Source organism: Massilia sp. WG5, from assembly GCF_001412595.2.
Lineage (GTDB): Bacteria > Pseudomonadota > Gammaproteobacteria > Burkholderiales > Burkholderiaceae_D > Telluria.
In genome coordinates, this window is record NZ_CP012640.2 from 1,076,115 (window position 1) to 1,100,122 (window position 24,008).

The 24,008-nt window shown below is 58.5% G+C and carries 21 protein-coding genes; 8 read left to right on the plus strand and 13 right to left on the minus strand.

Features of this window, described 5'->3' with window-relative positions; all coding sequences use genetic code 11:
• Positions 1-9: 9 nt before the first annotated feature.
• A complete protein-coding gene (locus AM586_RS04655) occupies positions 10-417 on the minus strand; it encodes a DUF305 domain-containing protein (protein ID WP_229411137.1) in 408 nt (135 codons plus the stop codon).
• Between the two features lie 540 nt (positions 418-957).
• Here AM586_RS04655 and AM586_RS04660 point away from each other — a divergent pair.
• Positions 958-1,932: a hypothetical protein gene (locus AM586_RS04660; protein WP_109370424.1), complete on the plus strand. Its 975-nt coding sequence runs from the start codon at positions 958-960 to the stop codon at positions 1,930-1,932.
• 373 nt (positions 1,933-2,305) lie between these two features.
• Here AM586_RS04660 and AM586_RS04665 read toward each other — a convergent pair whose 3' ends face one another.
• The 7 genes from AM586_RS04665 to AM586_RS04695 form a co-directional block, all read right to left on the minus strand.
• Positions 2,306-2,905, minus strand: coding sequence for a cytochrome c (locus AM586_RS04665; RefSeq protein WP_229412951.1), 600 nt, complete (start codon positions 2,903-2,905; stop codon positions 2,306-2,308).
• Between the two features lie 123 nt (positions 2,906-3,028).
• Positions 3,029-3,751, minus strand: a complete 723-nt coding sequence (locus tag AM586_RS04670) for a DUF305 domain-containing protein (RefSeq protein ID WP_052234479.1) — start codon at positions 3,749-3,751, stop codon at positions 3,029-3,031.
• 31 nt (positions 3,752-3,782) lie between these two features.
• Positions 3,783-4,454, minus strand: a complete 672-nt coding sequence (locus AM586_RS04675) for a PEP-CTERM sorting domain-containing protein (protein WP_047826664.1) — start codon at positions 4,452-4,454, stop codon at positions 3,783-3,785.
• Between the two features lie 94 nt (positions 4,455-4,548).
• Positions 4,549-4,887 carry a four-helix bundle copper-binding protein gene (locus tag AM586_RS04680; protein WP_047826663.1) on the minus strand — a complete coding sequence of 113 codons (339 nt, stop codon included), beginning with the start codon at positions 4,885-4,887 and terminating at the stop codon, positions 4,549-4,551.
• Between the two features lie 86 nt (positions 4,888-4,973).
• A complete protein-coding gene (locus AM586_RS28745) occupies positions 4,974-6,215 on the minus strand; it encodes a copper resistance protein B (protein ID WP_229412952.1) in 1,242 nt (413 codons plus the stop codon).
• Between the two features lie 182 nt (positions 6,216-6,397).
• Positions 6,398-8,362 carry a copper resistance system multicopper oxidase gene (locus tag AM586_RS04690; protein ID WP_047826662.1) on the minus strand — a complete coding sequence of 655 codons (1,965 nt, stop codon included), beginning with the start codon at positions 8,360-8,362 and terminating at the stop codon, positions 6,398-6,400.
• 12 nt (positions 8,363-8,374) lie between these two features.
• Positions 8,375-9,589 (minus strand): DUF4396 domain-containing protein, encoded by a 1,215-nt coding sequence (locus AM586_RS04695; protein WP_075791986.1) that lies wholly within the window; start codon positions 9,587-9,589, stop codon positions 8,375-8,377.
• Between the two features lie 872 nt (positions 9,590-10,461).
• Between AM586_RS04695 and AM586_RS04700 the strand changes: the two genes are divergently transcribed.
• The 6 genes from AM586_RS04700 (at position 10,462) to AM586_RS04725 (ending at position 14,095) form a co-directional block, all read left to right on the plus strand.
• Positions 10,462-10,860 (plus strand): DUF2946 family protein, encoded by a 399-nt coding sequence (locus AM586_RS04700; protein WP_109370425.1) that lies wholly within the window; start codon positions 10,462-10,464, stop codon positions 10,858-10,860.
• A gap of 182 nt (positions 10,861-11,042) precedes the next feature.
• Positions 11,043-11,405 (plus strand): copper-binding protein, encoded by a 363-nt coding sequence (locus tag AM586_RS04705; RefSeq protein ID WP_179966257.1) that lies wholly within the window; start codon positions 11,043-11,045, stop codon positions 11,403-11,405.
• Positions 11,406-11,455: 50 nt separating this feature from the next.
• On the plus strand, positions 11,456-11,821 hold the full coding sequence (gene copC, locus AM586_RS04710) for a copper homeostasis periplasmic binding protein CopC (RefSeq protein WP_047826660.1): 366 nt from the start codon (positions 11,456-11,458) through the stop codon (positions 11,819-11,821).
• Between the two features lie 167 nt (positions 11,822-11,988).
• Entirely contained in the window at positions 11,989-12,759 is a 771-nt protein-coding gene (locus AM586_RS04715) for a copper resistance D family protein (protein WP_162600520.1), read from the plus strand.
• A gap of 195 nt (positions 12,760-12,954) precedes the next feature.
• Positions 12,955-13,503, plus strand: a complete 549-nt coding sequence (locus AM586_RS29205) for a flagellar basal body rod protein FlgB (protein ID WP_082439644.1) — start codon at positions 12,955-12,957, stop codon at positions 13,501-13,503.
• Between the two features lie 148 nt (positions 13,504-13,651).
• Positions 13,652-14,095, plus strand: coding sequence for a DUF411 domain-containing protein (locus AM586_RS04725; protein WP_047826657.1), 444 nt, complete (start codon positions 13,652-13,654; stop codon positions 14,093-14,095).
• Between the two features lie 195 nt (positions 14,096-14,290).
• On the opposite strand, the gene AM586_RS04730 is transcribed toward AM586_RS04725, so the two are convergent.
• On the minus strand, positions 14,291-16,666 hold the full coding sequence (locus AM586_RS04730; protein WP_082439645.1) for a heavy metal translocating P-type ATPase: 2,376 nt from the start codon (positions 16,664-16,666) through the stop codon (positions 14,291-14,293).
• A gap of 140 nt (positions 16,667-16,806) precedes the next feature.
• Positions 16,807-17,013 (minus strand): heavy-metal-associated domain-containing protein, encoded by a 207-nt coding sequence (locus AM586_RS04735; RefSeq protein WP_047826656.1) that lies wholly within the window; start codon positions 17,011-17,013, stop codon positions 16,807-16,809.
• A 171-nt stretch (positions 17,014-17,184) separates the two neighbouring features.
• Here AM586_RS04735 and AM586_RS04740 point away from each other — a divergent pair, with 171 nt between their 5' ends.
• Positions 17,185-18,474 (plus strand): hypothetical protein, encoded by a 1,290-nt coding sequence (locus tag AM586_RS04740; protein WP_047826655.1) that lies wholly within the window; start codon positions 17,185-17,187, stop codon positions 18,472-18,474.
• A 79-nt stretch (positions 18,475-18,553) separates the two neighbouring features.
• Here AM586_RS04740 and AM586_RS04745 read toward each other — a convergent pair whose 3' ends face one another.
• The 3 genes from AM586_RS04745 to AM586_RS04755 form a co-directional block, all read right to left on the minus strand.
• Positions 18,554-20,353: a 2Fe-2S iron-sulfur cluster-binding protein gene (locus AM586_RS04745; RefSeq protein WP_082439646.1), complete on the minus strand. Its 1,800-nt coding sequence runs from the start codon at positions 20,351-20,353 to the stop codon at positions 18,554-18,556.
• Positions 20,350-21,042, minus strand: a complete 693-nt coding sequence (locus AM586_RS04750) for a PepSY domain-containing protein (RefSeq protein ID WP_047826653.1) — start codon at positions 21,040-21,042, stop codon at positions 20,350-20,352. Before AM586_RS04750 ends, AM586_RS04745 begins: the two co-directional genes overlap by 4 nt.
• 89 nt (positions 21,043-21,131) lie before the next feature.
• Positions 21,132-23,840, minus strand: coding sequence for a TonB-dependent receptor (locus AM586_RS04755; protein WP_052234477.1), 2,709 nt, complete (start codon positions 23,838-23,840; stop codon positions 21,132-21,134).
• Positions 23,841-24,008: the final 168 nt, after the last annotated feature.

Sequence of the window (24,008 nt, forward strand, 5' to 3'; positions counted from 1 at the left end):
GAACAGCGGCTACTTGTTCGGGTGCTTTTGCAGCCAGGAGTCGAACTTCTGGATGTCCTTCTGTTGCGATGCGATGATTTTCTTCGCTTCCTTGACCATCTCTGGGTTTTTGCCGGATTCAGCTTCGACTTTTGCCATGTCGATGCCAGCCTGATGGTGGGCACGCATCATCATCGCGAAATCGCGGTCGATGTCGCCGGACATCTGCATGTCGTTCATCTTCTTTTGGTTTTCTTGCATAGTCATATGCATTTTCATGGAACTATCAGAAGCCGTCGACTTCATATCGTGTTGCATGCCTGCCATCGATTGAGCAGACGCTGCTGTCGCGCTAGCCAAAGCAGCCGAGGCTACCAGGATGCCGGTAACCAGTAAGCCGATGAGGGAGTTTGTGCGGGAAACGGGTTTAGTTTTCATGTTGCCTCCGATGGTTGATAAGGAATGGTGCACTACAAACAGAGCACGATAGTCCGCGAACTTACCGGCGTACCTAACACAAATCACAACGTGCAATGTCTACAGGATATGTTACTTGGGCTTTTCGTCTGTGCGCTAGCAACCAGAACCAGAAATGACACGGTGCCAAGTTTCCTATGTCTCCACAACATCTCAAGACCATGCCGCGGCAAGCAGTACCGTTTGTCGTTACCGGTGCCTCGTTTTCTCAGGGGTAAAACTTGCGACAACGACGTTGCAGAGGAGGATATTTAACCAATGGAATTTATCTCGCCTGAAGTTTTAAAAATGCCACTCTCGCAGAAAAAGCACTAGTAGGCCGCCAGCGTCTTAATGCGACATTGTGCGCATCCTCAAATGAAGCAGTCGCTGAAGAATTTACAATTTCCTACGCAGCGACGAGCACATTATTGCAGTTCTCGGAGGCTAAGCTGCGATCCCGACCATTGGTTTAGGTGTGTGATTCGTAAATCACGCGCGCTCTTGTCAGACGCGGAGACCATGAGGACACTGGATATGAAGGGCCGGTTCGCCACCTTTTTGCTTTGCTCACAGTGGACAAGTGCCATCATTGCGTTAATGTATCACGTCAGGTTTCTGCTGTTTGTCCCGTATGATGCCGTGGAGGCCAAAAACGTTCTCTCAAAGGCCTTTTATTTCATTACTGGGCTAGATCATGAATCGTTCGCAGTTTTTTTTCTTGTCGATGGAATCGTGACCGGACTCATCATGCTCGATAACCGATCAGAGAAAATAATAAACCACGTAGTCGTTCCGCACCGGTTAGCTGAAATCTATCGAGTTGCCCTACCGGGCATCATGCTTGGAGCGGTCTTGGACGTAATTGGCGTTCGTTTCTTTAATTGTTCCGCCGTGTACACGGGCTTTCCCCAATTAAGCAAACTATCGCTTACCTACTCTTCAATGCTTGGAAAGCTGTTCCTGCTACAACCCTTTATTGTTCCTACCTTTGGAAGCAACAGCACGCTCTACCTGCTGTCCTACCTTTTTTGGTTCCTTGTTTTGTTCATCATTTTCTTATATACAGTACGGCTTCGCAGGCCGTACGGACAATACACGCGCGGATTGCTGTTCGTTGCGACGGTCGCGGTCATGTCCAACAAATTTCTAATGTGGTTTTCTATTTGGCTGCTTGGCATTGCAGTTGTCGTGCTAAGCGGGGTGCGTCGTTTAAAACCGTCTGTCCTTGGATCGATTGCGTTGTTTCTCGGTGCATTAATCACTTCAAGGCTTATCGTTTTCCATATGGATGCGATTCTTCCACCCGGCGCTCACTGGGTCGTTGAGTATCCCTACTTTCTTGTCGCTGTAAGTTTCGCTATTGTTGCCTGTGCATTGTATCCCGTGACAAAACAGGAAGAAAATCCAGACGTTTTTTCATCACCATCATGGCCGGCGGTGTCAGCCGGGTCAGAGAAGCAGCTTCATTCACCTTTTTTTGCCATCTTCCAGTAGCCATGCTGCTTGTTGGAGCCTGTACGTCGCTATTGCATATGCCGCTCATGCAGCAACCGAATTTGCTGCTGTATCTTGAATTCACTGGGCTCATCATTATCTGCATAGGCGTTATTACGCTAATCTCATGTGGAATATCGGTCATCACAGCTGTACTCCCATTCAAACGTCGGCGAACGCTCGGGCCGAACTAACACGTGCTGCGTCAGTTCGCCATCGACATCATTTCGTCGTGGACCGGCTCACCTCGTGAAATCGTAATTGCCGATGACTTTTGACTCTGTTAATGTTTGAAAGTCAGCCCTCGCGAATGACATGCCATAACGCCGGGCTCCGCGGTTATTTTTCCCCACCATGTTGATGCGCTGTCGACTCACCACCCGTCAGTAACTGCTGAGTGTTGACCAGGGGAGTTTTTGGCATCGTGTTCCATCGATTCCATTTCCTCATCTGGCGGGGCTTTGGCCACGATTTCGCGGTAGGCTTGCGCATCCAGGTCGGGCAATTTGGTCACAAATGCGACTATGCTCCAGATCGTCGCGTCGTCATGACCGGTACCCCAAGCTGGCATTGCACTCATCTTGATCCCATGCTTGGTTACCCAAAAAGCGACGCGTGGATCGATACGGACCTTGGAAAGGTCGGGCGGACGAGGATACAGTCCGGGCCTGATCTCAGAACTGCTATTGCCAGGTGCCAGATGGCACTGCGTGCACATGGCCGCGTACTGACCAGCGCCTTTTAGAATCAGCTGCTGATCGGTGAGGTTGGGCACCTTTATCTCGGCCGCACGTCGCTCGATAGAACGTTCACGCAAAGTTTCGATGACTGCTGTGGTCAAGCTCCAGTGCGGGCGATCGGCACCGATGTTATACCAGCCAGCGTAGATATAGATTGCTGCGATCATGAGGCCGAATACTGCAGCGCCAACCAACAATGCAATGGGTCGGGCTAAACTTTTCATAGTAATCATAAGTCGATCAGGTATGCTCAATTGCGTTACTTCTGCAATTTTTCAGGTTGAGGATAATTACAAATATGGCGCCGGTTTCTAGTCAAACGGCGCCACACGCCTCGCTACTACAGGCTTGGCGGATCAGAAGTCCTGGTCCTTGCGCTTGTCCCCGGTGGCCGGCACGAAGCCGCAGTCCGAATATTTTTTACAGAGCATTTCACGCATGTCATTGATACCATTCTTCTGGGTCACGACGATGTCCTCGCAATAGCGCTGCAGCTCTCCGTGCGAGATGTCGCTCTTCACCTGGCAGGACAAGCTCGGCGACAGCGCGCTAAGGTGATGGTTGCTGAACGAGCGCAGGAAAGTCTGATTGAACTGGGCGCCGGCCGGAGTACTTTCGAGCATCGCAATCATGCGCTGACCGTCAGGTGTCAGCTGAGGCTCGTGCTGCATTCCGTACCACTCGCGCAGCATGCGCTGCGCTTTCATGATCTCTTCCCGCTGGGTACGATTCGCCTGGCGCGACATCGAGCGGATCTGATCGTCGCTAGCCTTGGCCATGGTTGCGGCGTAGCCCGGAGTGGGCGACGTGCCCTCGCCCGGGTTGTTGACTGGCGCGTTACGTTGCGTGTCCGTCCCGGCCGCCAGTTCGGTCATCCGCAGTGCCGAGTAATGGTGATCGATGATGAAAACGAGGTAGTTCTTTTCAAACGTGGCGGTCGCGCCGCGGCCCGGGCCGTTGGCGGATGCCGCGCCAGCGATCGCTGCCAGCGCCAAACCGGCGACGGCGCGCGTGGCGAAGGTGCGGAAGCGCGAGGCCGGCGCTGCGGCTTGCGTGAAATCCAGATAGGGTCGGTTCATTTTTCTCTCCTGTTTGGTTGTCATGCCAGTTTTACGCCACAGTCGTCGTCTGCCGCGATCGCCCCTTGCGTCGCCGTGCCAGCACCGCAATCCCAAGTCCCCCCACCAGCATCGACCAGGTTGCCGGCTCGGGCACCGCAAGTACGACGTTGTTGGCGGTTGCCCAGTACACAGTGCCGTCGTTTTCCATGTTCTGGAAAGACACCGAGCTGAGCGGGTGGTCGGACAGAAACGCGACGAACGAGTTCTGTGAAGCATTCGACAACGTAAACGTCTCGCTGTCCGCACCCGACACGGCACTCAGCACGACGGTGCGGTCCGGCATGAAAGCGCCGAACGAGTCGGTACCGAAGAAGTTCCCGCCGAAGCCGAAGACGCCGGACGAGAACCCGTTGAAGGTGATGACGTCGCTGGACATCGTCCCGCTCAGCCAGATGTCACTACCAGCTCCCGACGGATAGAAGCCACCATCGCTGGTAGCCGCGCTTACTTGGTAGCCGTAGGGACCCGCCATGCGCTTCAAGGGGCCGGCCGTTTCCGTCATCGTCAGGTCGTCGAAGGTGTCGGTGGCGGAGCCCGACACCGCCTTGAGAAAGGCCGCCCGGTCCGTAAAGACCGTGATGTCTGCGTGTGCGGCGGTTGCCGCCATCGTGACGGCACAACCGGCAACCAGCTTACGTGTGAAGGCTAGTGTGGATTTCATGTTGCAGTTCCTTTCGTATTCGCCATACCCGCTTCCTGCGGGACCGGCGTTGTTATTGCGAACGCAAACTCAACGAGGTTCCTGCCGCGAATGTTCAGGCTGCGGTACCCGCCCTCATTTTCCGGCACTCTTCCGCACAGCGCCGGCATGCGGCGGCACAGTCCTGGCAATGCTGCATCTGGTGTTTGGCGCACTCGTCGCCGCATGCCTGGCAGACTTGGGCGCAGAGCTGGCAAAGTGCGCCGGCAAATTCACTGCCCCGTGCCATGAAGGCGGCAGCCAGACGGCAGATCTGGGCACAGTCCATATCGAGCGCTATGCAGCGTGCCATCATCTTGACGTCGTCTTCCTGCAGGCAGGCCGTGGAACACATATCGCAGGCGTCGGCGCAGGCATTGCAGGCTTCGATACACGATTGATACTGTTGTTGCATGATGTTCTCCTTGAATGGTTTGGAATTGCCCCTTGAAGACACCCTTTGGAAAGCGCAGGACGGATCATGGCCGCCCTGCTTTTTGATCAGAACCAGGCGCGTACGCCAGCGACGATCTGCGTGCTCTTGTTTCGCTCTCCTTGCGCCCGTGCGTAATCAGCGGTGCCGCCGAAATTGCGGGACCAGGTCACGCCAATGTACGGCGCGAACTGGCGCCGGATCTCGTAGCGCAGGCGCAGTCCAAGCTCCATATCGGACAGGCCGCTGCCCAGTCCCCTGGCCGGGTCCGCCTTGCTGTAGAGGTTGGCCTCGATCTCGGGCTCGAGAATCAGCCGTTGTGTGAACAACAGTTCGTATCGAACATCAAAGCGCCCGGCGAGTCTTCCACCGGACCAGTAGGCGGTGGCCGTCGTGTCGAACCAGTAAGGCGCCAGGCCACGGACACCGAAGGCCAGCCAGTTGCGTGAATCGCCGCCGCCGGTGTCATGGCGAACCCCAAGCTGGGTGCTCCAAAAGGTGGCGAAGGTACGGTCCCACAGGGCCTCCGTGCGCATGGACTGCAGCTGGCCGCCACGCCGCTCGCCTTCGGCTTTGAACCATGCCTTGTTATAGTCGTTCCCGTACCATGCTTCGGCGTCGAGGTTCTGGCCCTGCTCGCCGTCGCCCTTGGCGTATTCGAACTTGTCGAGCAGGACCCGGCCGAAGGGCATCTCGTCGTGCATTTCGTTGCCGGGCAGGTTCCTGAAGGTCGTTCCTTCGGCATAGGCGTCCGGGTTACGTGCGTCCGGCGGTGGACTGCCTCCCTGCATCGGGCCCATCTTCATGCCCTGATCCGTGCCGCTCATCGAATGCGCCATGCCGGCCATACCCTGTTGAGGCGACGTCGTTGCGCTTTGGGTCGGCTGACCGCTCGCATGGTTCATCTGAGAGTGGTCCATCTGCGACATGTCCATTTGGGGCGGCCCTGCCTTGGGCTGGTTCGTTTGGGTCTGGCCCATCTTCGAATGGTCCATTTGCGCATGGTCCATCTGCGACATGTCCGTTTGAGGCTGCTCCGGCTTCGGCTGGGTCGTTTGAGGCTGGTCCATCTTCGAGTGGTCCATTTGCGAATGGTCCATCTGCGACATGTCCATTTGGGGCGGCCCTGCCTTGGGCTGGTTCGTTTGGGTCTGGCCCATCTTCGAGTGGTCCATTTGCGCATGGTCCATCTGCGACATGTCCATTTGGGCCTGCTCCGCCTTGGACTGCTCCGCTTTGGATTTCGCCTTCTTCGGCTTTTTCGTCTTAGCCTTGTTTGTCTTAGGCTTATCGATCTGGGACTGGTCCATTTGTGAATGTCCCATCTGCGAATGATCCATTCCCTCCATTGACCCGGACTGACTCGTGCTCGATGTTTGGCCAGTCCCAGCATTTTTCGATGGGTCGCTTGCCTGAGCAGACGCAATGCCTCCCGTCGCGAGGCTCAGGATTAGCAGCGCGCCGATTGAATGTCTTTTTGTCATTCCGGTTTTCATGAGACGACTACCTCCCTGAACATGCCTGCTTCCATGTGGTACAGCAGATGGCAGTGATACGCCCAGTGACCAGGGGCGTCGGCCGTCACGCGATAGGTAACGCGCTGGGCTGGCTGCACGTTAATGGTGTGCTTGCGGACCAGGAACTCGCCGGTTGGAGATTCGAGCTCGCTCCACATGCCATGGAGATGGATCGGGTGGGTCATCATCGTATCGTTCACCAGCACGATGCGCAGCCGCTCGCCCTGCCGAAAGTGGATGGGCTTCGATTCCGAAAACTTCTGGCCGTCGAACGACCACATGAAACGGTCCATGTTGCCCGTCAGGTGCAGTTCGATGTCGCGCGTCGGCGCCCGGTCGTCGATCGGCCCCCCGATGGTGCGAAGGTCGGCATAGGTGAGCACCCGCCTGCCGTTATTCCGAAGGTTGACCCCTGGATCGTCCAGGTTGGTCCTCGGCATGTCGACGTGCATGTCGACGCCGGGCCCATATTCTGTACGCGCGTGCGTGACCTTGGGCGGCATGCCTTGCGCCATCGGCATAGTACCGGCATCCCCGTGACCAGCGTGCTGCATCGGCATTTGCATTTGTCCACCGTTCATCGAGCCATGGGACATTCCCTGCATGTTCTTCATGCCATCCATCGACTGCATGTCGTGTTGTGACTTTGATTCCTTTCCCTGACCAGATACGGCTGCGCTCTGGTCCATACCGGACATCTGTCCCATGCCCTGCGTATGGCTCATACCCTGCATGTCACCCTGTCCCTGCATTTGGCTCATGTCCATGCCGCCCATGCCCGGCATCGACATCGCGCCCATCATGTCCTGCATGGCCAGCCATTGCGGCGGATCCATTTCCGGCACCGGGGCCGACATGCCCGATCGCGGTGCCAGCGTCGCCCGCACGAAGCCGGAGCGCCCGATCGACTGGGCGAAAATGGTGTACGCCTGGTCCATGGATGGCTCGACCAATACATCGTAGGTCTCGGCGACAGATATCCGGAACTCGTCCACCGCCACCGGCTCGACGTCCTGTCCGTCCGCCGAAATGACCGTCATCTTCAGACCTGGAATCCGCACGTCGAAGATCGTCGTTGCCGCTCCGTTGATGAAGCGAAGCCTGACCTTCTCGCCTGGCCGGAACAGCGCGGTCCAGTTCTTGTCGGCAGGCGCCCCGTTGATCAGGTAAGCCATCGACACGCCCAGGTTGCGGCTTGCGGCGACATCGCTGAAGTCGGTTGGCAACATCCGCATCCGGTTCCACATCTTCCGCTTGTCGACAGCAGCTGCCAGGCCGTTCTGGCGAACGTCGCTGAGGAACTGGTCAACGGTCGGCTGATTGGTGTTGAAGAAGTCGCTCATCTTCTTGAGCTTACGGAAGACCTTGGCTGGGTCGCCATCGACCCAGTCCGACAGCATAACGACGTATTCTCGGTCGGCCTTGACCCGCTCACCATTTTTCGGCTCGATCACAATCGCCCCATACAGGCCGCTCTGCTCCTGGAAGCCGGAATGACTGTGGTACCAGTAAGTGCCGCTCTGCTTCACCGGGAAGCGATAGACAAAAGTCTGCCCAGGAGGAATGCCAGCGAAGTTGATGCCGGGCACCCCGTCCATTTCGTTCGGCACCAGAATACCGTGCCAATGGATCGAACTCGTGACCGGCAATCGGTTCGTCACGCGCAGCGTGACCGTGTCGCCCTCGCGCCAGTACAGGATAGGCGCTGGTACCTGGCCGTTGACGGCGGTAGCGACCTGGTCCGAACCTGTGAAATTGACCGGTGTGGGCCCGATTTCCAGGTCGAATTCGGTGCCGCGTAAAATCGGCTGTGGCGTCTGGCTAGCGGCCAGTAGCCTCGCAGGCGCTAGGCCGCCCAGTGCTGCGGCGGCCCCTGCACCCTGCAAGATCCGCCGTCGCCAGCGATTCACAGCGTTCTCCCCAACAACATATTGCTGCATGAAGTTTCCCCTTTAATGATGTGACGAATTCGTTGCTGCCCTGGTTCGCATGTCAGCTTCCATGCCAACCATAGGGCGTTCTTTTGATGCCTCACTGTCCATTGTTCCCGCGCTCATGGAAAAATCCCCGTAGACGGCGGCGATCAGGATGCCGATGGCCAGCACCAGCAAACTCAAAATGGACACGATGACTTTGCTGCTGGCAGGCACTGGGGGCTGGTGTTCCGACCCACGACCGCTTCCGTGCGTGGGTCCCATGCCAGTATTGCCCGGCGACGTACCCATGCGATGACCCATTGGCATCTGGTCCACGGACGCCTTGTGTTGCGCATGTCCGGCGTGCACCATATCCCGCTCGGCCCCTTCCGGCTCTGGCACAGGTGCGCCGCCGCGGCCGAGTACTCGCTCGGTGCCCATGCCATGTTTCAACCCTTTGCTGACCAGCCACCAGTTGATTGGATAGGCCGGGATCGCGCCGACCAGGGTCGCGAGCGACATGATTCCCCAGAAGCGAATGGAGGTTGGATGCATCGCGGCCATGTCGTGCGACATGAGGATGACCATGGTAGGAATCATGCCCGCCATCACACCATTCATCGACAGCCATTCCGGCAGCACAGTCGCACGCACGGCTCCCCAGTAACTTCCACCCAGCATGTCCTTCATGAACAGCGCCTGGAAAATAAATAGGCCGAAGAAAAAGCCGGCCAGATATTCAACCAGGGAGTCCAGCCACATCGGCGTATGCAGCAGACTCGTGAGGGCCGCCGCGATGATGACGCCGGTCGCGTCTCCTGCCATACAGTGGATGGTTGAACCCACGGTCTGCTTCCACTGCGGCGACACGAATTTTTCATGTGTACCCGGTTCCGGCTCGCGGCAGGAGAACCAATAAACGATAAAGGCGACAGGACCGGTATAAACAGCGACCAGCAGCCAGCCCCACTTCATGACTTTCATCGCTGGCGTGCGGGTGAACAGATCCCACGCGAGGTATGCCATGGTCAGGCCAGTCAGTACGAACCACACGACGAGTAGCTTGTCGACCCCGTCTGAAGATGGGGACTGCATCGTGGCCTCTGCCTGAGCGAACGCAGAAGGGGCAAACGCCGCAAGCATGAAGCCTGATACCGCCAGCGCCCGCCCGGCGGATACTAGGGAAGTGCCGGCATCCTGCAGGCGCCTCTGTCTGTCGGCGGTGTGCGTTGAAAAAACACGCTGGTGCATGAAATCTTCCTCAATGTTGCGACGAAATCCTAACTGTCCACGGATGGCGCGGACGGGGGAACCCGTCAGGCGATCGGTACGCCGCTTGGCTTAGGCGCGTTCGCGTTCCAGGCAGCGCTTTTCAATTCCCGGCGCATGCACGCGACCAAAAGCGAACCGAGTGACCGGCCAGCCCGCATGCACTGCGCTGACGTTAGATTAGATGGAGCGGCTAGCTGGCTTCGCCGACCGCCAACCGCAGCGGCGACGTACCTCAGCCGAGGCGAGGAAAGGCGTTTCGTTCAGCCAGCCTGAGGGTCACAGGCGAGGTGGTCGATCTAGGCGAGACGGAATCCAGCCCGTAATGGAAGGGGGGAGGGAAATATAAGCGTACTCGAAGTGCTCCATTGCAGGAGCGGGCACCTCGAACGGCGGCGGCGCTGACGCTCCTACGCAGCAGGCACTGCAGGCCCGGCACGACGGGTGTTTCTGATGCGAGCCCTGATCGCAGGGCATATCCTGATGGGCAACAGCGTTGCTGGCATGCTGGGATGCCCTCGCCATCATCATTGCGGGCTCATCGCAATCGTCCATCACATCGGCGTTCTGACTTGTGATGGAGCTATGCGCCATCGTGCATGGCAATTTGACCGAAGCAGCGCTGCCTTGTAGGGGCAGCGATACGATCAGTATCCACAGCATGATGAGTCGGGCTAGAGGGCGCATGTTGACGAATCTAACATATACAAATAAGGCATGTGCACACGATACAGCTATTCAATACGCTTCGACCCCTTAATGCTTAGGTCACAACAACGCCGAGACTTATTTAAGTCTTAAAGAGGCTTGTCGGGTATGCTCACGGAAACCGTTGCGCATGCTAAAATCAGAGTGTGAAAGCCATTCTGAAAGTCCTGATCGTCTGGATCACGTTGCTAGCGGTGCCGCTCCATGGTTTCGCTTCCTCAACGATGTCCGCATGCGCGCCGCTGCCAGCTGCGGCGCTGCACGATCATGACCACGATGGGATGACCGACAATGGGGGCTCGGCCAATGTCGACGCACATAACGGTCACGCTGCACCGGACGCGCATTCCGACCATGCCCGCTCGGCTCATCATCACGCCGGCAAATGTGCTGCCTGCGCGACATGCGGCTCCTGCGTCGCCATGGCGCCGTCGTTTATTGCCGTGCTGCCTGTATCCGCAGCTCCCTTAATCACCGTGCCGTTCAACCAGCATCTCCTGCAGTCGGTCGATCTTGCGCTGCCAGAGCGACCTCCCCGCGCCTGACCTTCCACACCGCTGAACGCATCGTTCGTGCCTGGCGCGAACATGTCCGGCCATGCCTTGGCCGCTACCAGTTCCGCGCGTGCTGCTAAACGTACCTATAAATGAAATGGACCGCGACAGGCCGACGAGCTGCGTCGCGCGTCCAAAGCATCCAACAATCCTTGATTTTTCTGGAGCCCCAAATGACTCGTTTTTCCACTTTGTTCCGCACCGTCATCGTTTCCGCTGGTCTTTCGCTGGCAGCCGTCAATGCATTCGCACAGACCCACGACCACAGCCACCAGCACGACGCAATGCCTGCGACTTCGCAGGATGATGCCAATGCCCTGGCCGAGGGCGAGGTCAAGAAGGTCGACAAGGAGGCCGGTAAACTGACCGTTCAGCACGGCCCGCTGGTCAACCTCAACATGGCTGGGATGACCATGTCCTTCAAGGTGCAGGATCCGGCGATGCTCGACCAGGTGAAAGCCGGAGACAAGATCCGTCTGCGTGTCGAGCGCGTCAACGGCGCATTTACCGTGACCAAGCTGCAAGCGGCCAACTAAATTGCGGTCGATCCGCACCTTTACCAATCAAGCAAATCAGGAGTAAAAACATGTCCATCAAACGCGTTCTGGCCGTAGCCACCTTTGCCCTCGCAAGTGCCGTCACCTCGTCCGCCTTCGCGCACGCCAAGCTGCAGTCGTCCGACCCCCAAGCCGGCAGCACGCTCGACACTGCACCGAAACAGGTTCGCCTCAAATTCAATGAAGCGCTTGAGCCGGCCTTCAGCAAGATCAAGCTCACCGGTCCGACGAATAACGAAGTTCCCGTGACTGGTACCGCCGTCGACAAGGCAGACTCCACCGTCATAACTGCCCAGCTGCCTCCTCTGCAAGCAGGGGAATATCACGTGGAGTGGTCGACAATGACCCACGACGGGCACAAGGCGAAAGGTGCGTTCTCGTTCAAGGTCAAGTAATGGGCGTGGAACTGCAATCGGCCCAGCACCTTGTCACGGCCCTTCTGAACTTGGCAGTGGCTGTTCTTACAGGTGCAAGCATGGGTCGCCTGTGGCTCGGCCGCGAGCTTTCGGATTGGTCCGAGAGACGCCGAGGGCCTGCGCTCCGGATCGCGCGCGCAGGAGCCATGGCCGCGCTGGCCGCGAATCTCGTGGTCCTGTGGCTTGAGTCCGCCGCGATGGCCGAGGTTCCGTTCATTGAAGCTGGCGGCGCAGTCTTCTCGATGCTGACCTCAACGCATCTTGGATTCGCGTGGATGATCGGGATGGCCGGATTGATCGTGGCCACCTTCGCTGTCTTCCTGGACATGGACCGAAGTGCGGCCCCCCCAATACTGACCTTGATTTCGCTCGCCGTGTTCTGGTACACGCGTAGTATGGTCAGCCACGCGGCAAGCGACGGCGATTTCAGCGTACGCCTGGTGGCTGACTGGGTCCACCTGGGCCTGATCAGCCTGTGGGTGGGTGAGGTGATTCTGGCGGGTGTCGTCACACTAAAAACGTCTGTCAACATGAATGCCCTGGACCGGCGCGCCAGGGCAGCGTATGTCGAATCACTGTCCAGTTCCGCAACCATCGCACTGACTGGGATTTTTATCACTGGTGCCTACGCCGTGTGGCGTAGTCTGGGAAGCCTCGAAAACGTTTTCGGCAATCCATATGGGAACACCTTGATAGCGAAGCTGCTACTTGTAGGCGTCGCTGCTGCACTGGGTGGATACAACCGGTTTTTGGTGATGCCGCCATGGCTGACCTTGGAACGTTCTGGTAATGCTGCCCCTGCAGTCCTGCCAGAGCGTTTCAGGCGCATATTGTGGGTCGAAGCTTTGGTCTTGCTAGTTGTCGTGATGCTTGCCGCGATACTGGCTTCGACGTCGCCACCTGGTGCGGAAATGTGACCGACGTGCTCTGCTGAAGTGTTTAATGCCGGGCGGTTGCGTTATTGTGAACTGCTCGGCTATTTTAAAGAAAGTAAAATGGCGAGGTTGTATAAGTATGTTCACAATGATCGCCGTCGGAAATACCGTTGAGTCGGTACACAGCGTTAAGTGCCGGTTCCTTCATCTAGAAATAGGCAATGAAAGGAAACAAACATGGAAAATGTGAGACGCCCTTCGCTAACCGTAACCGAAGGCTCTAAACTCCAGCCATCAAAGTCGAGCGCGAGTACGTCAAATAGCCGGGCAGCATTTGAAAACGTACTTAATAACCTACCGCCAGCCGAGAATGCTCATGTGTCGACTAGTCAAGTCACGCCGGCCTCGCGTGTTGCCGGGCCAGCAGGGGGATTGTTCGACCTTTTTTCTGGTCAGGCAAAACCCCGTTTCCATGAGCGTGCATTGGGTTTAAGGGCATATCGTCAGGAGTTGCTTGCATCGAACATTGCGAACGCGGACACGCCAGGGTACAAGGCCGTAGACATCGATATTAACGGTGCTATCAAGAACGGGGCTAACGTGGACTCCGGCGTTGAACTCAAATATGAGGTGCAATCGCAAGGCAACATTGACGGTAATACGGTTGATATGGATATCGCAAGGCAGAAATTCGCAGAGAATGCGCTGCTGTACGAGTTTGAAGTGGATCGGGTCAAGGGATTCTACAAGAGTATGGACGATCTATTGAAGAACACACCCTATTGATGACATCACAAGTTTCTATGCCAGTTGAAGAAACCGTGCACTTTTCTTCAGAGGTCGTCTACTTATTTGGAGAAGACTTTAATTTGATGCATAGAAGTCTGCGAGTGAAAGCTGTAGTGAATTACTCCTCAACCTTTTGGAATCGAAAATGTTTAATAAGGCAACTAAAAAACTGGTTTTCGGTGCTTTCCTGATTTTTCCAATGCTCGCCAGCGCCGCAACCCAAGCCGTCGAGGTCTACAAGACAGCCACCTGCGGCTGCTGTGAAGAGTGGGTCAAGCATCTGCAAGCCAAGGGATTCAAGGTCAATGCGCACAATGTCGCCAACCCGTCCGACACGCGCGAGAAAATGGGTATTCCCGACCGGCTCGGTTCATGCCACACCGCGGTCGTCGGCGGCTATGCGCTCGAGGGACACGTACCTGCCGCCGAGATCAAGCGCCTCCTCACTGAGAAGCCCAAGGCGAAAGGTTTGGCTGTGCCTGCCATGCCGCCCGGCTCCCCGGGGATGGAGGGGCTGACGCACATGCCGTACGATGTGCTGCTGGTCCGCAATGACGGGAGTACAGTAGTCTACAAGCACTACAAGTAAGCAATCGAATCAATCTCGCCATTCTTCAAGCGTTCAGGTGAAGCCTTTCGCAACAGGGAGCGAGCGAAGTGCCAATTTTCTGCTTGCCTCAAGCACAGGACCGAGGCCGCAATCGTTCCTGACACTGGCGAGCACGGCAATCATGCGGTCGGCCGGACGGTGTCATGAGTGGTCAATGAGGATTCCGCTTGAAGGCTACTTCCCTGTGCCCCGTAGCCGAAGCGCGTTGGTGATGACAGATACGGAGCTCAGACTCATCGCCAGCGCCGCAATCATCGGTGACAGGAGCCGACCCGAGAACGGATAAAGTAGTCCCGCGGCCAGCGGGATTCCGAGTGCGTTGTAGACAAAGGCAAAGCCGAGGTTCTGCCGCATATTGCGCACCGTTTCCAGCGACAGCAGGCGCGCCCGCGCAATGCCGCGCAGGTCGCCCTTGACCAGGGTAACGTGTGCCGAGTTGATAGCGACATCGGTGCCGGTCCCCATCGCGATGCCGACATTGGCTTTGGCCAGCGCCGGGGAGTCATTGATACCGTCACCGGCCATCGCCACCGTCTTGCCTTGCGCCTGCAGGCGTTCGACCAATGCCAGCTTGTCCTGCGGCTTGACCTCGCCATAGACCTCCGCGATGCCGAGCTTTGCACCGACCGATTTCGCGGTGGTGAGACCGTCGCCGGTCGCCATCACGACCGTGATGCCGGCCTCCTTCAATGTAGCTAACGCTTCCGGGGTGGTCTGCTTGACCGGGTCGGATACCGCGACAAGGCCCAGGAGCTGGCGGTCGGCTGCCAGGTACATGACACTTGCGCCTTCGAGACGCAAGCTTTCCGCCTGTCTTGCAAGCGGCTTCCAGTCGACCTTTTCCATATCCATGAGTGCGGTGTTGCCAAGGGCAATATGCTTGCCATCGACGATGCCGCGCACACCGATACCGCTGGACGACTCGAAGGTCTCGGGCTTGGCCAGGGGCAGACCGCGGCTGCGCGCCTCGGCGACGATCGCGTGGGCCAGCGGGTGCTCGCTGCCCTGGTCGATACTGGCGGCAACTCGCAATACTTCCTGTTCGCTCCCACCCGCCGCCGCCGCGGCAGCCGAATGGAAGGCGGGCTTGCCTTCGGTGAGGGTACCTGTCTTGTCGACGATCAGGGTATCGATCTTGCGCATACCCTCGATGGCCGCTGCATCGCGGAACAGGATCCCCTGCGTGGCGCCACGGCCGGTGGCTGCCATGATGGACATCGGCGTGGCCAGCCCCAGCGCGCACGGACAGGCAATGATCAGTACGGACACGGCATTGACGAATCCGTACACCCAGCTCGGCTCCGGGCCAAGGAAGCCCCAGCCGAGCAGCGTCAGCAATGCGATAGCCACCACGATCGTCACGAAGTAACCGGCAACCACGTCAGCCAGGCGCTGCATCGGCGCACGCGATCGCTGTGCCTGCGCGACCATCTGGACGATCTGCGACAGCATGGTCTGCGCGCCAACCTTTTCCGACCGGACGATCAGGCTGCCGCTGGAATTGATGGTGGCGCCAATGACCTTGTCGCCCGGACGCTTGGTCACGGGAACCGGCTCGCCGGTCAGCATCGATTCGTCGACCGCGCTCTCTCCTTCCAGGACGACGCCGTCGACCGGCACCTTTTCACCGGGGCGCACACGCAGCGCATCGCCGACGTGCACATGGGTCAGCTGGATGTCTTCTTCCGTGCCATCGGCATTGATCCGACGCGCCGCCTTCGGCGCCAGGCCCAACAGCGATTTGATGGCAGCGGATGTCTGTGAGCGGGCACGCAGTTCCAGGATCTGGCCCAGTAGGGTCAGCGAAATGATGACGGCGGCCGCTTCGTAGTACACCCCGATGCGCCCGTGCATGAGAAAGGTTTGCGGAAAGAGGCTGGGCGTAACGGTCGCAACCACGCTGTAGCCGTAGGCTGCGGCGACGCCGAGTCCGATCAGCGTCCACATGTTCGGGCTACGATTCCTGATCGATTGCACGCCGCGTGTGAAGAAAGGCCACCCGGCCCACAATACGACCGGAGTGCTCAGCACGAGCTCGATCCAGCTCTGCCTTGGCAAGCCGCCTGCGAAAATCCGATGCCCTGCCATTGCCAGAACGGTGACGATGACCGTCAAAGGTAGGGTCCACCAGAAACGGCGTTTGAAATCGACCAGTTCCGGGTTTTCCTCTTCTTCCAGCGACGGCAGCATGGGCTCGAGCGTCATCCCGCAGATCGGGCAGTTGCCGGGCTGCGGCTGCCGGATTTCAGGGTGCATCGGGCAGGTGTAGATCGCCCCTTCCGGTGCAGCTGGTGCTGGTTCGGGTTTGCCGCTGTCGACGTACTGCTCGGGTGCCACCCGGAACTTGTCCATGCACTTTGTGCTGCAGAAGTGGTAGATCTCCCCTGCGTACCGGATTTCCTTGGTGGAGTCGGCGCCAACCTTCATTCCACAGACCGGATCGGTGAAGGGCTTGTCGCCGCCCCCGCCCTCTTGATGATGGCCGTGGCCGGTTCCATGGTCGTGATGACGTTCGTGTCCGTCGTGATCGTGATGCGACAGGTCGTTCATATCGGAACCTTTCCTGGACTCGTGAATGGCAGTTTACGTTCATTATCGTACGCCCGAAGTTCGCGATCGATCCGGAACCGTCCTGCCTGGACAAACGCACCGTCGGCGTGTGCCGGCCCTTCTCCGGCACACGCCCTGGTTTAGACTTGCGTTGCCTGTGTCGCCGGATACCCAGCAGACGTGATCGCGTGAGCGATCGCATCCGGTGCTTCCGCACTCTCCACCTTGACCAGACGGTCTTTCAACAGCACCTCAACTTTTGCCTGCGAATCCACTGTCTGGACGGCACGGGTAACCCGGGCGGCACAACCGCCGCAGGACATTTTTTCTACCTTGAGCGTGTACATCGCGTACCTCCTGTTTGATTGCTCTGACGGTACTCTAGCCCTTCCCACTATTGGAAGGTCAAGCCTTGTCTGTGGCGATGTGGGGTAAGCAATTCATGACCAGCCAGATGGCGATTGCCGACAGCTGAAGAGGCGGCTACACTTATCTTTCCATAAAGATATGTGCAGCGTATGAACTCTTTTTCAGCGGCAGTTGTCACCGGCAGCCTGTCCGATCTTATTTCCCAGTACAAGCAGGACGCCGAGTCAGTCTACAACACCTGGTTTATCGGCAGCGACGAGCGCATGAAGGCCTTCCGGTCGATCCGGCGCGGCGTGGGCCACACGGTCAAGGCGATCTCCGATGGCACTTTCGGGAACGATTTCCGGGGCTCGCCTCTTGAAGACGTGCTGTACGCAATCACCGAGCAGAAGCAGATGTTCGAAGGCGCAGCCCATCCGTTCTACTGGAAGCCCAAGCTGCGCATTCCCGACATCTATGAGAGCGAAGCGAACCAGCGCAAGTTCGGCAGCTTCCTGTCGGCCTGCCTGAACGCGACGCGAGAGGAACAGCTGCTTGCCGAGATGAGCCGGCTCGCCGAAGCGGGCATCAAGGGGCTCGGCCCCGCGGCGGCCACGATCCTCTACTTTCTCCACCCTACTCTGGTTCCGCCCTTCAACACGGCGATCATCAACGGGTTCAACGCGCTGTTTGGCACAAAGCTCAAGCTGGGCTGCTGGCACAGCTACCTGGCCATGCGGGAATCGATCGTCCAGGCCAATAATCAGCACCGTTCCTTGCTGTCGAAGGACCTGGGTGCATTTGCCGGGCTCCTGTTCGAGATAGGTTCCGGACGAATCACCACGACCGGCAACGCCGACGCTACCTTGGCCGCACTGCAGGAAAAAGCCGCCAAGGCCAACAAGCGCCGGCACAAACAGGTCCTCGCCGACCAGGCTGGCGCCACCGAACATACCCGAATACAGCATCTTCTGATCCGCCTCGGTCGCGCCCTGAAGTATCGCGTCCATGTCGCTCGCAACGACCGCCACCGTTCCTTTGCGGGCGAGGCATTCACCCTGGCGACCACCGACAAGCTGCCAGACATCGGCGCCCCAGACGACGTCATGAATACGATCGGTCTGATCGACGTGTTGTGGCTGAGTGAGGATGGCAAACACATCGTTTGCGCCTTCGAAATCGAAAAGAGTACATCGATCTACTCGGGCATCCTGAGGATGAAGGATCTGGCGCAGTCACTGCCACAGCAGGCGTGCCACTACTATATCGTTGCGCCCGACAGCCGCGAACAAGAGGTGCTTGCCCAGATCAGCCGGCCATCTTTCAAGCAGGAAGCCGGCGATGTGCCGGTGATGTACATTCCCTTCGGCCTGCTCGACCAGCACTGTGAAGCCCTCTGCATGTTTGGCAGCGATCTGCACGTGTTGCGGAAGATTGCCCGCGGCCGGGCTGTCGTTTGACCCAACATGGCGTTCCAGATTTGCACGGTCTGCCAGCGATAACCTCAAGAGGCGTTGCTTCCTATGCCTCTTGAGGTTATCAAATCTTGAAGTCGTCGTAGGCGATGTTCGTGTCGTCCACAGCAAGACTGCGCAGCATTGCGCGGGTTGCTTCCAGCATCGCCGGCGGGCCACAGACATAAAACTCGAGGGAAGAGATGTCGGGGTGCTTACGCAGGAGGCCATCCAGTACCGCCTCATGCACAAACCTTGGCACTCCAACCGGGCCGCCCTCCTCTGACAGCACGAGGTGCCAGTGGAAGTTGGGATGTAACGCCGCGAACCCGCGCATCTCGTCCACGTAGGGAGCGTCACGCAGGGTACGGGCGCCATACCAGAAATGCAGCGGCTCGCTCGCGTTGTTCGCAAGAAGCTCATGAATCATCGCACGCAGCGGCGCCATTCCGGCGCCACCACCGATAAACACTTTCTCCCTTCCACCGGGCTTCAATGCGAAGTCGCCAAACGGACCGCTGAACCGCACCGCATCGCCGACCTTTAGCGTATACATGTATCCCGATCCCCTGCCCGGCCGTGCCCCTGGCATGAAACGGACAAGAAAGGTCAGCTGCCCGTCCACCCGCTCCACCGGAACCGCGATCGAGTACGAGCGCCGTAAAGCCGCGCTGCTCGAAAGTTCGGTCAGCGGCCCTGCAGCATTCCAATCCGCACGATGGTCAGGCGGAACATCGACGTGGCTCGCCTCACGCACGTAGGCCGGCACATGCACCTGGACATAGGCTCCTGAACGACACTCGAACGGAGCGTCGGGACGTATCGTTATCTCGCGCAGGAATGGCGTAACGGGCTTCACGCCGGTCACCACACCTGCCCGCTCCGACGATAACGTCAAGGTGTCTCCGACATCGATATCGAGGTTTCGTTTCACGGAAAGACCGCAGGCCAGCCTGAAGCCGGCGTCGAGCTTCTGGGAGGACAGCAGGGCCCTGTCGGCACTGGTCGGTTCCGGAGCCTTGCCAACACAGCGGACTTCACAAAGCCCACAGCTCTGGCCACCACCGCAGTTCGACGGAAGCTGGAGGCCGGAGCGGGCCAGCGCAAGAAAGACGGTGTCGCCCTGCGCCGCATCGATAGAACGCTGCTTCGCCCCCTGCTTGTCGACCAGGTTCACGATACCGCCGCCGCGCCAGCGGCGCGGGACGAACTCCGCGAGGCGGACGCTGGCGAGCAACAGCCAGACACCGGTCAGTGCCATCCATAACCCGCCGATCGCACTGGACACGAGCAAGGGATTGTTGAAGTTGGTCCGCTCGCTGTAGTCCATGATGTGGAGCATCCAGAACAGGTCGAACAGACGCCATGTGCTGTTCCTGTGTTCGAGCACCGCGCCCGACACGCTGGATACGTACACAGAGGTTTCGTCCGCATCGTCGAAGTCCACGCGCCAGACAGCTTCCTTGTGAGCGCGTGTTTCGAGCGTGAAGCTCAGCAGGCGCGGCGTGCCGGCGTTACCGGGCCCGGAATACGAAGCGTGAGCGATCTGCGCGGCAACGCCAGCGTTGATCGCAACGGGCCCTCCGTCCATCGCATTCACCAGCCAGCTGCGCTTGTCGTTCTGCAACCGGTATACCGGCCGCCCGAGCAGCCATCCCGACGCGATCGCCATAACGTTATCCGAACTGGCGGCCAGAACGGCGTCCGCAGTCAGCACGCCACGCGGCCATTCGGGCGGTAGCGGCGGCTTGACACGGAATTCGCGACCATTCACCTTGTTTGCGTCGAGCAGGCTCATGACGACACCGCTCGACATCCACAGGACGAACTGGATCGCCAGAATCAAGCCCACCCATTTATGGAGACGTCGCATCCAGGGACTCATGCTTGCCTCCGACGATTGAAACTATAGATGAGCAGCCAGGCTCCACTGAGGGCGAATACCAGACCGGATATCGCGGCCACGCGCAGCAGCATGTTGTTCACGTTCTCGCGCTCCTCGTAGTCCATGATATGGAACATCCAGAGGAAGTCGAACCACCTCCAGAGTTCGTGGCGCCTTGCAACCAGGTCGCCGGTATATGGCGAGAAATACAATGTCGTCCGGCCCGGCTCGTCATAGTGAACGGCCCATAAAGGCACCGGCCGCGAACCAACCTCCCGCGGCGCCTTCGTTATCCATTCAACGCCACGGATACTGCCTTCACCCGCATAGGCTGCGTCGGCAAGAGCGACGATGTCCTGGCGATCGAGTGGGCTGATCTTTGCCCCGGTCGTCGCATCCACCAGTGTAGCCTGCGTCCCCTGCTTGATTTCATAGACCTCTTTTCCAAGCAGGCTCTTTATCCGGATGGCAGTGATGGCTGGATAACGCTCATGCAGGTGCGCCTGCGTGATGCGAGTGTTGGTAGGATTCAGTCGTTCGGTCGGGACATGGGCCAGATGGTCGCCATGGATGACCTCCAGCGGCACCACGACCATATAGAGGCCGCTGATCATCCAGAGCAGCGCCTGCACGCCGATGACGAGCCCGATCCATTTGTGGGCGCGCCGCACCCAGAAAGCTAATTGCATAGTTGTCGTTAATGATGTGAATTACCCGGTGCCGGACCGGTCGCTCGCGCGGAAAGACTGGTGGAAAGACCAGTTCGGCACCATCGGACTTAGAACTTGTAGCCTAGGCGAACATGCCAACGGCGACCGAGCAAGTCATAGGTCATTGTATCGGTGTTGCCGTCTGTCCAGCTCTGGATGTAGGGCGCGCCTTTGTCGAACAAGTTATCGACGCCGAAGGAGACAGTCATCGCCTTGTTGAACGCATACTTCACGCTCGCATTGTGATACGCGATGCCCGGTGCACGCGAGCCGATGTCAGCCGGTGCGGCGTTGATGTCGTCCGCGGAACCGATGTACTGGACCGTCCAGGAACCCGACCATGGCCCGTTGGACGTCGTCAGCGAAGCAGTCGACCTCCACTTGGCGTAGCTACCCCGGCCGCCCGTGATCTTGCCCGCGTATTCGATCGTCTCCCCTCCCGGGAATGGCTGCACGTCGAACCGGTTGAGGCGCGAGACGTCCGCAACGAATGACGAGGCCCACCCGAACACATTGAAGTCGACCAAAGCGCCAAAGTCCAGCCCACTCACCCGCTGTGTTGCGGCGTTTTCCGGTTGCGACGAAAGGAAGTTGATTTCTCCGGTGCGCGGATCGCGCGTGAAGCTCGAAGGACCGCAGAAGATGTGGCTCAACCCCGTCGAGTTGTAGCAAACCGCCAGCTTGGTCGAACCCGGAACCGTCTCGATCGCGTTATCGATCCGGATGTTGAAGTAGTCGAGGGTCAGCGTCAGCGATTTCGATGGCGTCCACACAGCGCCAACCGTAAAAGTGTCCGCCTCTTCCGGCTTCAAATTGGGGTTGCCGCCGCCGGTCGTCAGGATCGAGGGGCCAAACTGCTTGAAGCCGGCTGGCACGCCGGAGACCTTGCAGTTCTTGTAGACGTTCGAATTCGGATCGAGCGCGTTCCAGTTGTTGCACGGATCGGTCGTGGTCAGGTTACCCTCAGAAACGCCCCCAAACAGTTCGGGAACATTCGGGACGCGGAAGGCCGTCGACCTGTTCGCGCGCATCTTCAGTGCCGGGATCACCTGCCAGTCGAGTCCCAGCTTGTAAGTGGCCTGCGATCCGAACAGGCTGTAGTCGGAATACCGGGCGGCGGCGTTCGCAGTCAGCGATTGCATCATGGGCAGCTTTGCCACCAGAGGCATGGACAGCTCTGCGAATACCTCCCGCGCGCTGTACTGCCCTGCGATCGGATCCTGGGCATTCGTGTTCGCTGCCCCCGACACAATCAGACTGTCCGGGTCGCGCCATCCCTGCTCCCGTCGGTATTCGAAGCCAGAGGCGAAGCCCACTGGACCGGCCGGCAACGAGAACAGTTCACCGCTGATGCTTGCGTTAAAGCTTTTCTGGTCGTTGCCGCCGTTATCACGAGTGGTGAAGTGTATGTATTCCAGGACCGCCGGGCTAAGGTTTCCATAACCGAGATAATTCCCGCACGGTGCAGCGGTCGGACTCGTTCCGCACGTCGCGGCGTTGAGTGTCGCATCTACACGGTCGAGGTTGATAATGTTCGTCATGCCATCGACGCCGGTGTTGCGGCCCCAGTTCAGCGAAGCCGACCAATCCCATTTGCCCCCTAGCGCCCCCTTCAGTCCGGCGACGATGCGGAACGTGTTCGTCTCCTGGAAGAAGTAGCGCGGCCCCACCTCGGCAACCCTGCGACGCTCCAATGTCAGATCCTGCCCGGTCGGATTCGTCGGATGGTTGGCGGCAATCGTGATAGGCCGATAGACGCCGATCGCCCCCGGCGTGGCTAACTGCTCGGACTGACGATTGGTAAACATGAGTTCACTGAACAGGTCAACCTTGTCACTTAACCTCATGTTGCCAAAGGCGCTGACGCCGACGCGCTTTATTGGATTCACCGCGTTTAGGAAGGGATTACTGTTGTAGGCGTGTTTTGCTGCGCTGTAGGTTTCGTAACCACGTGGATTGCCGTTCGGGTCCTGGTTAAAGTTGATCCGTCGTCCATCTGCCAGACGCGCACGGCCGCCGATGGTAGAAGAGCTACCGGAACACACCAATTCGCCATCGTCTTCAAACAATGCGCAAGGTGCACGCGAGGCCAGATTGACCGCATCGCTCTCGGAATAGTTCAACGAAGCCATCAGGCTTCCGCGCTCGCTGCGTGTACCCCAGACGATATCTGCCGACTTCTCGGCGCCATCACCACGCTCGGTCTTTCCGTACCGGACGGAGGCCTCCACGCCGTCGATCGCCTTCTTCGTGATGATGTTGACGACGCCCGCAACCGCGTCCGCCCCGTAGATCGCTGAAGCGCCATCTTTCAACACCTCGATCCGCTCGATCATCGCAACCGGTATCATGTTCAGGTCGACCGAGCTGTTGGCGCCCGTGCCTCCGGAAACCACCCTGCGCCCATTCAACAGGACCAAGGTGCGATCGATCCCGAGACCGCGCAGATTGACTTGCGTCGTGCCGTAGCCATTACTGGTCCAGTACGCACTGGTCTGGTTCCCCGCCGTACCTGCGGACGATGGCAACCGCTGAAGAAGCGTCTCGATGGAGATTGCTCCGGAGCGTTGGATGGTGTCTGCATCGATCACGGTGACCGGCCCGACGCCTGAGACCTGTTCCTGTCGAAGGTTGATGCGACTGCCAGTGATCTGGACCCGCTGCATGTCTGCCGCTTGCGTGTTGTCGCCAGTGGCCGGCTGCTGTGCGTGAGCGCCGGGTTGCAGGGCCATTAATGCGAGCACCGCTGTCGTTGTTGGGATGTACTTGTGAACCATTTACCCTCCAGGTATGTTCTTGTAAGAGCCATGGGACCGAAACCCTTACAGGTTCAGTCCGCAGAGACGCCGACCACGGGACGGTGTGCCGCAGGACGGCGAATGCAAATGTGTACGTGCCTTTCGGCTGGTTCTGCTACCAGCTTCCGGCCATGGTGGCGCGCGAGC